The 10,514-nt window shown below is 70.4% G+C and carries 10 protein-coding genes; 3 read left to right on the top strand and 7 right to left on the bottom strand.

Translation table 11 applies throughout. The features are described 5' to 3' along the window. Window positions 1–433 (top strand): DNA translocase FtsK (locus ASF20_RS24825; RefSeq protein WP_280136464.1); only part of this gene is annotated, 433 nt, incomplete at its 5' end. Window positions 434–453: 20 nt separating this feature from the next. Here ASF20_RS24825 and ASF20_RS03430 read toward each other — a convergent pair. Together ASF20_RS03430 and ASF20_RS03425 are read right to left on the bottom strand one after the other, a co-directional pair. Further along, the gene (locus ASF20_RS03430) at window positions 454–1,494 is read right to left on the bottom strand and encodes an aldose epimerase family protein (protein ID WP_056270821.1); all 1,041 of its coding nucleotides are present in this window, start codon (window positions 1,492–1,494) and stop codon (window positions 454–456) included. Between the two features lie 55 nt (window positions 1,495–1,549). Beyond that, complete coding sequence (locus ASF20_RS03425; RefSeq protein WP_056270818.1) at window positions 1,550–3,331, bottom strand: ABC transporter transmembrane domain-containing protein; 1,782 nt, start codon at window positions 3,329–3,331, stop codon at window positions 1,550–1,552. A gap of 181 nt (window positions 3,332–3,512) precedes the next feature. Here ASF20_RS03425 and ASF20_RS03420 point away from each other — a divergent pair, with 181 nt between their 5' ends. Continuing rightward, entirely contained in the window at window positions 3,513–4,475 is a 963-nt protein-coding gene (locus ASF20_RS03420; protein ID WP_056270814.1) for a metal ABC transporter substrate-binding protein, read from the top strand. Window positions 4,476–4,526: 51 nt separating this feature from the next. Here the strand turns inward: ASF20_RS03420 and moaD are convergent, their stop codons facing one another. From moaD to ASF20_RS03400, 4 genes are all read right to left on the bottom strand, one after another. Then, a complete protein-coding gene (gene moaD, locus ASF20_RS03415; protein WP_056270810.1) occupies window positions 4,527–4,778 on the bottom strand; it encodes a molybdopterin converting factor subunit 1 in 252 nt (83 codons plus the stop codon). 13 nt (window positions 4,779–4,791) lie between these two features. Then, window positions 4,792–5,391, bottom strand: a complete 600-nt coding sequence (pgsA, locus tag ASF20_RS03410; RefSeq protein WP_056212502.1) for a CDP-diacylglycerol--glycerol-3-phosphate 3-phosphatidyltransferase — start codon at window positions 5,389–5,391, stop codon at window positions 4,792–4,794. A gap of 58 nt (window positions 5,392–5,449) precedes the next feature. After that, a complete protein-coding gene (gene uvrC, locus ASF20_RS03405; RefSeq protein ID WP_056270807.1) occupies window positions 5,450–7,543 on the bottom strand; it encodes an excinuclease ABC subunit UvrC in 2,094 nt (697 codons plus the stop codon). 78 nt (window positions 7,544–7,621) lie between these two features. Next, window positions 7,622–8,356: a chemotaxis protein gene (locus ASF20_RS03400; RefSeq protein WP_056212498.1), complete on the bottom strand. Its 735-nt coding sequence runs from the start codon at window positions 8,354–8,356 to the stop codon at window positions 7,622–7,624. Window positions 8,357–8,602: 246 nt separating this feature from the next. Between ASF20_RS03400 and ASF20_RS03395 the strand changes: the two genes are divergently transcribed. After that, complete coding sequence (locus ASF20_RS03395) at window positions 8,603–9,445, top strand: L,D-transpeptidase (RefSeq protein WP_056270803.1); 843 nt, start codon at window positions 8,603–8,605, stop codon at window positions 9,443–9,445. 97 nt (window positions 9,446–9,542) lie between these two features. Here ASF20_RS03395 and ASF20_RS03390 read toward each other — a convergent pair whose 3' ends face one another. Continuing rightward, entirely contained in the window at window positions 9,543–10,301 is a 759-nt protein-coding gene (locus ASF20_RS03390) for a DUF2076 domain-containing protein (RefSeq protein WP_056212494.1), read from the bottom strand. Between the last annotated feature and the right edge of the window lie 213 nt (window positions 10,302–10,514).

Genomic DNA, 10,514 nt, shown 5'->3' with positions numbered 1-10,514 from the left:
GGGCGACATGCTCTTCATGGCCGGCGGCGGGCGCACGACGCGCGTGCACGGGCCGTTCTGCTCCGATGCGGAGGTCGAGAGCGTGGTCGCCCACCTCAAGCGCCAGGGCCGACCCTCCTACCTCGAGGCCGTCACGGCGGAGGAGGACGGAGCGTCGGGCGGAAAGGGCGGCGCGGACGAGATCGAGGTGGACGGCGCGGTCTTCGATCAGGGCAGCTTCGGCGAGGCCGGCGGCGACCTCTACGACCAGGCCGTGCAGGTGGTGCTACGGGACAAGAAGGCCTCGACCTCCTACATCCAGCGCCGGCTGCAGATCGGCTACAACCGCGCCGCCTCCCTGATGGAGAAGATGGAGATCGAGGGCATCGTCGGTCCGGCCAACCATGCCGGCAAGCGCGAGATCCTGATCGAGGCGGATTCCCACCACGGCTGAGGCGCTCGGCGGCGGCCGACCTACGGCACGGTCCCGAACCGGTAGGTCGTGGTCGCCCGGAAGGGCGCGTCCGGCCGCAGGACGGTGCTGGGAAAGGCCGGGTGGTTCGGCGCGTCGGGAAACCCTTGCGCCTCGAAGCAGACGGCGTCGCCCGCGCGGTAGAGGCCGCCGCCCGAACCCGTCACCGTCCCGTCGAGCATGTTGGCGGTGTAGAGCTGCAGCCCCGGCCGCGTCGTCGCCACGGTGAGGCAGCGTCCGCTCTCTGGATCGACCGCCTGGGCTACCACGCGAAGAGTCCCTTCGCCGCCGAGCACGTAGGTGTGGTCGTAGCCGTGGGCCAGGGCGAGTTGCGGGTGCGCCGTCCGGATGCGGGCCCCGAGGGCCGTCGGTGTCCGGAAGTCGAAGGGCGTCCCGGCCACGGGCAGGATCGCGCCCGTGGGAATCTGCTCGGCATCGGTCTCCAGCACCGCGTCCGCCGCGAGGGTGACGACGTGCCCGAGGGCGCTGCCCGCGCCCTCGCCGGCAAGGTTGACGTAGCTGTGGTTGGTCAGGTTGAGGATCGTCGGCCGGTCGGTGACGGCGACGTAGTCGATCGCCAGCGTGCCGTCGTCGTCCAGGCGGTAGGTCACGACGACGTCGAGATTGCCCGGGAAGCCCTGCTCGCCATCGGGGGATCGGTAGGCCAGGGTCAGGCTGGCCGCGTCGGCGGCTTCGACCCGCCAGATCCGCCGGTCGAAACCCTCCGGCCCGCCATGCATGGTGTTGCGGCCCGCGTTCCGGGGCAGCTGGTACGCCGCTCCGTCGAGGCAGAAGCGGCCGCCGGCGATGCGGTTGGCGTAGCGTCCGATGATCGCGCCGAAATGCGCGTCGCTCGCCGCGTAGCCCGCGAGGTCGGCGGCCCCGAGGACGACGTTCGCCACGCGGCCCCTTCGGTCCGGCACGTCGATCCGGCTGACGATGCCGCCGTAATCGAGCACCTGCACCCGCAGGTCGCCCCGCGCGAGGCTGTGGCGCATCACGGCCGCGCCGTCCGCCGTGGTTCCGAATGGCTCTGTCCGCATCGACGTCCGAGTCCCGCTCCGGCCGGCTCAACGCGCGGCGGGCGGATCGGTCCCGTCAGGCCGGCACGGCCGCGTCCTCGACGTCGCCGGAGAGCTGCATCCGATGGAGCCGGGCATAGGCATCGCCCGCCGCCACCAGCGCCTCGTGGCGCCCGGTCTCGACGATCCGCCCAGCCTCCATGACGACGATGCAGTCGGCATCGCGCACGGTGGAGAGCCGGTGCGCGATGACCAGGGTGGTGCGGCCCCGCATCAGGCGCAGGAGCGCGTCCTGGACGAGGCGCTCGGACTCGGAATCGAGGGCGCTCGTCGCCTCGTCGAGGAGCAGGATCGGGGCGTCCTTGAGGAAGGCGCGGGCGAGCGAGATGCGCTGGCGCTCGCCCCCCGAGAGCCGTCCGCCCGCGGGACCGACGGGGAAATCGTAGCCCTCCGGCAGGCGGCTGATAAAGCCGTGCGCCGCCGCCGCCTCGGCCGCCGCCTCGATCTCGGCGCGGGTCGCCCCCGGCCGGCCGAAGCCGATATTGACCGCGATGGTGTCGTCGAACAGGACCACGTCCTGCGAGACCACGGCCACCGCCGCGCGCAGAGAGGCGAGGGAGACGGTGCGGATGTCCTGCCCGTCGATGCACACCGCGCCCTCGGTCACGTCGTAGAGGCGCGGCACGAGGTTGAGCAGGGAGGACTTGCCCGAGCCCGAACGCCCGACCAGGGCCACCGTCGCCCCGGCCGGAACGGTGAGGTCGATCCCCTCCAGGGCCGGCGCGTCGGCGCGGTAACGGAACTGCACGTCGCTGAAGCGAATCTCGCCCCCCGCCACCTGGAGCGGGCGCGCCCCCGGCACGTCGCGGATCTGCGGCGCCTCGTCCATGAGGGCGAAGTAGCGCTGGAGCGCGGCCCCGGCTTCCTGAAGGATCGCGTTGAGGGTGCCCAGCGTGCGGATCGGCTGCGAGGCCAGGAGCAGCGCAGTGACGTAGCCGGTGAAGTCGCCGACCGTGCGGTCGCCCGAGGTCACGCGCTGGCCGACCAGGGCCAGCACCGCCGCCACCGCGAAGCCGCCGCCGATCTCGAGGAGCGGGTCGAGGCGCCCGCGGGCATTGGCGGCCTTCATCTTGAGGCGGCGCACCTCGTCGAAGGCCCCCTTCGCCCGGCCCTTCAGGTAGCCTTCGAGCGCGTAGGTCTTGGCGATGCGGGCGCCCTGCAGGCTCTCGGTGATGAGGCTCGCCGTGAGGCCCATCCGCTCCTGCGTCGCGGTGGAGACCCGGCGCAGCTTCCTGCCGACCCGGCCGATCGGGCCGGCGACGAAGGGCACCACCACGCCCGCCACCAGGGTGAGGACCGGATCCATCCAGACCAGGGCCGCCACCAGGGCGATCAGCATGGCGATGTCGCGCAGGAGCACCGTGGAGATGCGGGTCAGGGCCTCCTTGATGAAGGCGAAATCCGTGGTGAAGCGCTGCGTGAAGGCCGCCGGGCTCTCGCGGCCGAGCTGGGCGAGGTCGGATTCGATGAGGTGCCCGTAGAGGGCGGCCTGCATGTCGGCCTCGACCCGGGTGACGACCCGGTTGGTCAGGACGTTCTGGCCGAACAGCGCGAAGCCGCGGATCGACGTGATGGCGATGACGATCACCGGGCCGTAGGCGAGTGCGGCCATGTCCTTGCGGTCGAAGGCGTCGAAGGCGAGCTTGATCAGGGTCGGGTACAGGCCGGTCGCCGCGCCCACGATGGCGATGAGCACCAGAACCACCGCGAGGGTCGCCCGGTGCGGACGCAGCCATTCCCGCCAGACCCGGCCGAGGAGGGGCAGGATGTCGCCCTTGGGAAGCGCCCGTCGCGCCATCTGATCCGCTCTTTCCGTGTCGTGCCCGTCCGCCGGCACGCGGGCCGCGACTGCGGGGGTGTTTGCGTCCGCCCGCCGGCGAGATCAAGCGAAAGCCATTGGGGGCGCGCTCCGCGGTCCGGCTAGGAAATGTGATAATGTTACAGTAGAGCGGGGGAGCTTACCGAAAGGATCGTCCCCGATGCCGTTCCGGCTCCTGTCCTCGCGCCTGCGCTTCCGTCTACCTGCCGCCCTCGTGCTCCTGCTCGGCCTGCTCGGTCCGGTCTCGGCGGCGGAGACGAAGCTGCGGGCCGTCGCGACCTTCTCGATCCTGGCCGACCTGGTGGCCCAGGTCGGCGGGGACCATGTCGCCGTGACCTCCCTGGTGCAGCCGAACGCCGACGCCCACGGCTACGCGCCGGCGCCGAGCGACGCCCGGACCCTGGCGGATGCCAACCTCGTCGTGGTCAACGGCCTCGGGCTGGAGGGATGGATCGACCGGCTGATCAAGGCCTCCGGCACCAAGGCGCCCGTCGTCGTCGCCTCCGCCGGGGTCAAGCCGATCGAGGCCGAGGATGACGGACACGGGCATGATGGACCTGGGCATGGCGGACCTGGGCAAGCGCATGGCCACCACGACGATCCCCATGCCTGGCAGAGCATCGCCAACGCGCGAATCTACGTCGGCAACATCCGGGATGCCCTGGTGCGGATCGACCCGGACCATGCCGCGGCCTATACCGACAACGCGAAGGCGTATCTCGCCAGCCTCGACGCCCTGGAGGCCGAGGTCCGGACGGGGATCGCCGCGATCCCGAAGGCCCAACGCCGGATCATCACGACCCACGACGCCTTCGGCTACTTCACCGCCGCCTACGGCCTGACCTTCATCGCCCCGCAGGGCGTGTCCACCGACAGCGAGGCGAGCCCCCGGGACGTCGCCCGGATCATTCGCCAGATCCGCCAGGAGAAGATCCCGGCCGTCTTCCTGGAGAACATCAGCGATCCGCGCCTGATGCAGCAGATCGCCCGCGAGAGCGGCGCCGTGATCGGGGGCAAGGTCTTCTCCGACGCCCTGTCGGGGCCGGACGGGCCGGCGCCGACCTACGTGGCGATGATGCGCCACAACCTCACGGCCTTCACGGCGGCCCTGGGCAGGCGCTGAGCAGGGCGCCCCAGCCGCCGGTCATCGGCCGCAAGGGCTGAGGCCCGAGCCTCAGCCCCCTGTCATGGGGGGAAAGAACGCGATCTCGGAGGCGCCGGCGATCGGCGCGTCCGGCTTGGCGTGGACTCGGTCGATCGCCGCGCGGACGATGCCGGTGGTCTCGAAGGCGTAGGCGTATTCCTCGCCCCGGCCACGCAGCCAGTCGACGAGGTGCGAGATCGTGACGATCCCGGCGGGTAGGTCGACGGTCTCCTCGGCCTTGCCGACGCGCTCGCGCACCCAGGCGAAATACACGAGCTTCATCGCGTGGTGTCCCTCAGCGTGGGTCGTCGATGACGTGCTTGATGCCGGCGCGCAGGTAGTCCCAGCCGGTATAGAGCGTCAGCGCGGCGGCGATCCAGAGGAGGACGGTTCCCGCCCGGATCGTGCCGGGCAGGATCGTTTCCCCGGCCGGGCCGGCGACGAGGAAGCCGATGGCGATCAGCTGTACGGTCGTCTTCCACTTGGCGACCTTGCTCACCGGAACGCCGACCTTCAGCTCGGCCAGGTACTCGCGCAGGCCCGAGACCAGAATCTCCCGACACAGGATCACGATGGCGGCCCAGAGGGTCCAGCCCACGATGGTGTTGTCCGCGGCCAGCATGAGGAGGCAGGCGGCCACCAGGAGCTTGTCGGCGATGGGATCGAGCATCCGCCCGAGGGCCGAGCTCTGGTCGTAGGTCCGCGCCACGTAGCCGTCGAGATAATCGGTGATCGCCGCCAGGATGTAGACCGCCAGGGCGCCGAAGCGCGCGCCCGGCTCGGTGGGCCAGTACAGCAGCGCGACGACGACCGGCACCGCCACGAGCCGCCCGTAGGTCAGGCAGTTCGCGAGCGTCCAGGCTGGCGACCGGCGGCGGGTGAGGACGGGATTCATCGCAGGCGTGAAACCATGTGCGGCGGTGGGGGTCAACCGCTCGGACACGCCGATCTCGTCACGCATGGGTGTGAAAGAAGTCGTAGACGGCGCGGGCCGTGGCGGCGTTGACCCCCGGGGTCTTCGCCAGATCCTCGAAGGCCGCGCGCTGGATGGCCTTCACGGTGCCGAAGTGGTGCAGAAGCGCGCGCTTGCGGCTCGGGCCGATTCCCGCGATCTCGTCGAGGGGGTTCTTGACCATCTCGCGCTTGCGCTTGGCCCGGTGGCTGCCGATGGCGAAGCGGTGGGCCTCGTCGCGCAGGCGCTGCACGAAGTAGAGCGTCGGGTCGCGCGGCGGCAGCTTGAAGGGGGGCCGTCCCGGCACGAAGAACGTCTCGCGGCCCGCGTCGCGGTCCCGGCCCTTGGCGATGCCCACCAGGGCGACGTCGGTGACGCCGATCTCGTCCAGGGCGGTCCGGGCGGCGTCGAGCTGCCCCTTGCCGCCGTCGATCAGCACGAGGTCGGGCCAGGCCGGCAGGGTGTCGCTTTCCGGCGGCGGCTCCGCCACCGGTGCCCCGGCGCCGCCCTCGCTGGCGGCGATCGCGGCCTCCCGGGCGGTGCGCGGGTTCTCCTTGACGAGGCGCTTGAAGCGGCGCTGCAGCACCTCGCGCATCATTCCGTAATCGTCGCCCGGGGTCAGCTCCTCGGACTTGATGTTGAAGGTGCGGTAATGCTGCTTGGCGAAGCCCGTCGGCCCGGCGACGATCATGCCGCCGACGGCGTTCGTGCCCATGATGTGCGAGTTGTCGTAGACCTCGATCCGCCGGGGCGTGCCGGCAAGCCCGAACGACTGCCCGAGGGCGGCGAGCAGCTTGCCCTGGGAGGCGGTGTCGGCGAGGCGCCGGCCGAGGGCCTCCTTGGCATTGCGCTGCGCGTACTCGACGAGGTTCTTGCGCTCGCCCCGCTGGGGCTGGTGGATCTCGACCCGGTACTCCGTGCGGCTCGACAGGGCGGCGGCCAGGAGCTCCGCATCCTCGATGGCGTGCGAGACCAGGACGCTGCGCGGCGCCGGCTTGTCGTCGTAGAACTGCCCGATGAATGAGGCCAGGACCTCGTCCGGCGTCATGGTGCGGTCGGCCTTGGGGAAGTAGGCGCGGTTGCCCCAGTTCTGGAAGTTGCGGAAGAAGAACACCTCGATGCAGAACTGGCCCGCCTGCTCGTCGAGAGCGAAGACGTCGGCCTCCTCGACGCCCTGGGTGTTCACCCCTTGCGTCCCCTGGATCGCCGACAGGGCCGCGATGCGGTCGCGGAACCGCGCCGCCCGCTCGAATTCCATCTTCTCCGAGGCGTCCTGCATCTCCTCGCGCATGCGGTCCTTCACGGCGTTCGACTTGCCCGCCAGGAAGCTCTTCGCGCTGTCGGCGAGCGCGCGATAATCGTCGAGGTCGATCTCGCCGGTGCAGGGGCCGGAGCAGCGCTTGATCTGGTAGAGCAGGCAGGGCCGGGTGCGGTTCTCGTAGTAGCTGTCCGTGCAGGTGCGCAGGAGGAAGGCGCGCTGCAGGGCGTTCACCGTGCGGTTCACCGCCCAGACGCTGGCGAAGGGGCCGTAATAGCTGCCCTTCCGGCGCCGGGCGCCGCGATGCTTGATGATCTGCGGCGCTTCCGAATCCGCCGTGACGAGGATGTAGGGAAACGACTTGTCGTCCCGCATCAGCACGTTGAAGCGGGGCTTCAGCTGCTTGATGAGGTTGGCCTCGAGGAGCAGCGCCTCGGTCTCGGTGGCGGTGGTGACGAACTCCATCGCCGCCGTCTGCGAGATCATGCGGGCGATGCGGTTGGAATGCGCCTGGCCCCGGGCATAGGAGCCGACCCGCGCCTTCAGGTTCTTGGCCTTGCCGACGTAGAGGACGTCGCCCTTCTCGTCGAACATCCGGTAGACGCCGGGCGAGGTCGGCAGGGTCGTCCAGAACCGCCGGATCACCTCGGTGCCGGCCTTGACCGCGCCCTCCTCGAAATCGAAGTCGATCTCGGGGGCGTCGTCGGCCTGGGCGAGGTCCTGCGCCTCCTCGGAGGCGTCCTCCCGGAAGCCGTCCTGCGGGAAGCCGTCCTGATCGTCGAAGCCGTCAGGCGGCAGATCGTTCGAGGCGGGGTCTTTCGCGGGCGCGCGGCTCATGCCGCTGACTTAAGCCTCGGGGGAAGGCGAGGGAAGGGGCGACGGAGGAGGCGCGCCGGGCGACCCGGCCCCGTCGCCTCAATCGAACAGCGCGTCGATGTCGCCCTGGTCGACGTGGCCGATATCGTCGGCGAGCTTCGGCCCGTTGAGGAGCGAGCTCTCGTCGTCGATGTCCACCTTGGCGGGATGGGCGCCCAGCAGCTCGCTGAACGTGTCGAGGCCGCCCCAGGCCTCGATCATCCGGTCGAGGTGTTCCTCGATGAACTTGAGCACGCCCACGATCTTGTTGATGCGCTGGCCGGTGAGGTCCTGAAAGTTGCAGGCCTCGAAGGCGACCACGACGCGGTCGAGGATCGCGTCGATGTTCTCGCGTCCCGCCATGGTGGTGGTCATGGCGCGCAGCATGCTGGCGTTGGTCTCGATCTCCTCGATCGCGCCCAGGATCGTGCTGGTGGCGCGCTCGGTAGAGTCGACGACGGCATCGAGCTCGCCCGCCACGCGGCGCATGCCCTTGCCGGTGTTCTCGGAACGGTAGAGCGTCGCGATCTCCTGCTTGGTGCGGGTGATCGCATCCTTCATGATGTCGAGCTCGGAGCGCATGGCGAAGGCTTCGTTCAGCTCCTTCCGGCACGCCTCGATGGTCTCCACCGTGCTGGTCTGCGTGACCTTGCGCAGGTCCTGGATCGCGGACAGGATCTCGTCCAGGCGCTTGTTGTTCAAGGTGACCGCCTCCGACGAGACGGCGGATTCCATCGCCACGGGGGCGCTCGCGAGGCCGAGACTGTCTTCGATGCGGTAACGTTTGAGAGTCATCGGTCGCGATCAGCCAACAAGAGTGAAGCCGGGTCATCCTGCGCCCAACTGATTGCGATTTCTTGAACGTCACAACTCATCGGCAACCTTTACGGCGCGTTCACGCTGAATCCATTCCCCTGTTCGCCGCCGCGTCGGCCTGAACGATTCACCATGTTCCTTCACCGGGTGTCCGCCCCGGACCGCGATCCTCGCCCCATGTCGCCCCCCTGAGCGGGGTCGATCGGGCTTGGAGCGTTGACGAGCATGCGGTTCGATTGGTGCGTGGCCATCGCCTGCCTGACGGCGGGATTGGCGGGGCAGGGGAGTGGGGCGCAGGCGCAGGGCGCGCCGCGGCCGGGCGCCTATGGCGGCGGCTTCCTCGAACTCCTGATGAGCGATCGGCCGGGCGCGCAGGCGCCACGGGCCATGGCGGAGCGCCCGATCCCCGGCCGGCGCCTGCCGGAGGAGCGCGCGGAGGCGCGCGCGCCAGCGGCCTATGCCGCCGCCGTGCCGCGCCAGCTGCATTCGGGCGATCGGGTTCCCCCGGAGCCGGAATGGGAGCCGCAGGCGCAAATCGCGCCGCAGCGCGTCCCGGTCCGCCTCGCCGCCCTGCCGACGGCGCCGGCGCGGGAACCGGCGGTCGAGAGCATCGCCCGTGCCCCGGATGCCCGCTACGCGCGGCAGGTGGTCGCCTTCGACGGCCCGCAGCGTCCCGGCACCATCGTGGTCGATACGCCGGGGAAGGTTCTCTATCTGGTGCAGCCCGGGCACCAGGCGATCCGCTACGGCATCGGCGTCGGCCGACCGGGCTTCGCCTGGTCGGGCCTGAAGACGATCAGCCAGAAGCGGGAATGGCCGGACTGGACGCCGCCCCAGGAGATGATCCGCCGCCGTCCGGACCTGCCGCGCCACATGGCCGGCGGCCCCGGTAATCCGCTCGGCGCCCGGGCTCTCTATCTCGGCTCGTCGCTCTACCGGATCCACGGCACCAACGAGCCGCACACGATCGGGCAGAACGTCTCGTCCGGCTGCATCCGCATGATGAACGACGATGTCATCGATCTCTACGAGCGTACGCCGGTCGGCACGCGCGTCGAGGTCCTTTGAAGTCCGAGCCCCGAAGATCTGACCCCTGGAGAAGACCTGATCCCTGAAACGGAAGAGCCGGCGCCTGTTCGAGGCGCCGGCTCTTCGTCATCCTGGATCAGACCCAGTCGTCGTCCCCGCCGCCGCCGAGGTCGCCCCCGAAATCGCCGCCGGAATCCTCCGTGAAGGACGCATCCTGAAGGTCGTTGCCGCCGCCGAGGGCCGAGCCGAGATCCTCGTTGCCGCTGCCGCCGAAGAAGTTGTTCTCGGTGATGTTCGGGGTGCCGCCGAGACCGGCCGCCGCCGCGCTGCCGAGCTGGGAATGGCCGCCCGCGAAGGCGTTGGAGAGGGCGCTGCCGAGGAGCATGCCACCGGCGGCACCCGCCGCCATGGGCAGCGCCGTCGCCATGAAGCCGCCGCCGCGCGCCGGCGCCGCCTGCTGGCCGGCCCAGGGGCCCCCCTGCTGCGGACCGCCGTAGCCCGGCTGCTGCCCGTAGCCGGGCTGCGGCTGACCATAGCCCGGCTGCTGCGGCTGTCCGTAGCCCGGTTGGCCGCCCTGGTTGCCCCAGGCGCCGCCCTGGCGTGGCGGCTCGGGCTGGCGGGCGGAGGAGCCGCCGCCGAAGATGCTGGACAGGAAGCCGCCGCCGCCCTGGGGCTGCTGCTGGCCCGCACGGCGCAGCTGCTCCAGCTGCTCGTTCAGGCTCTTGATCGCCTCTTCCTGCACGTAGATGAGCTGCGCCATGGCGTAGGGCGCGTAGGGCTGTGCCCGGATCTTGTCGGCAATGAAGCGCTCGGCTTCCGCGTCACGGGGCTGGCTCGAAGCCTGCTCCAGGCGCTGGAAAATGCCGCCGATGACGTCGCGTTCTTCGCTGTTCATGGAGTCGTCCTCCTGGGGCAAGCCGGCGGGTGACCACCCGCACGGGCGGGTCAGAGATGGGGGTGCCGCCGGCCTTTGTCAGGGGTTCAACGCAAACTTTGCCGTCCCGGATGCATGCGCCGAATCCGAATCTGCGCAGAACGCGGAAAAGCCCGGCCTTGCGGACCGGGCTTTCCTGTCGAGGCGCGCCCCGCAAGGGGCGCGACCGGAGCG

Source organism: Methylobacterium sp. Leaf88 (assembly GCF_001422795.1).
In the GTDB taxonomy this organism is placed as follows: Bacteria; Pseudomonadota; Alphaproteobacteria; order Rhizobiales; family Beijerinckiaceae; genus Methylobacterium.
This window is presented reverse-complemented; position numbering and strand designations above follow the sequence as displayed.

Coding starts and splice junctions, on each gene's coding strand:
- uvrC (WP_056270807.1), bottom strand. CDS start 7,543: ATGAGCCGCGCGCCCGCGAAAGACCCCGCCTCGAACGATCTGCCGCCT.
- ASF20_RS03400 (WP_056212498.1), bottom strand. CDS start 8,356: ATGACTCTCAAACGTTACCGCATCGAAGACAGTCTCGGCCTCGCGAGC.
- ASF20_RS03430 (WP_056270821.1), bottom strand. CDS start 1,494: ATGCGGACAGAGCCATTCGGAACCACGGCGGACGGCGCGGCCGTGATG.
- moaD (WP_056270810.1), bottom strand. CDS start 4,778: ATGAAGCTCGTGTATTTCGCCTGGGTGCGCGAGCGCGTCGGCAAGGCC.
- ASF20_RS03390 (WP_056212494.1), bottom strand. CDS start 10,301: ATGAACAGCGAAGAACGCGACGTCATCGGCGGCATTTTCCAGCGCCTG.
- pgsA (WP_056212502.1), bottom strand. CDS start 5,391: ATGAATCCCGTCCTCACCCGCCGCCGGTCGCCAGCCTGGACGCTCGCG.
- ASF20_RS03420 (WP_056270814.1), top strand. CDS start 3,513: ATGCCGTTCCGGCTCCTGTCCTCGCGCCTGCGCTTCCGTCTACCTGCC.
- ASF20_RS03395 (WP_056270803.1), top strand. CDS start 8,603: ATGCGGTTCGATTGGTGCGTGGCCATCGCCTGCCTGACGGCGGGATTG.
- ASF20_RS03425 (WP_056270818.1), bottom strand. CDS start 3,331: ATGGCGCGACGGGCGCTTCCCAAGGGCGACATCCTGCCCCTCCTCGGC.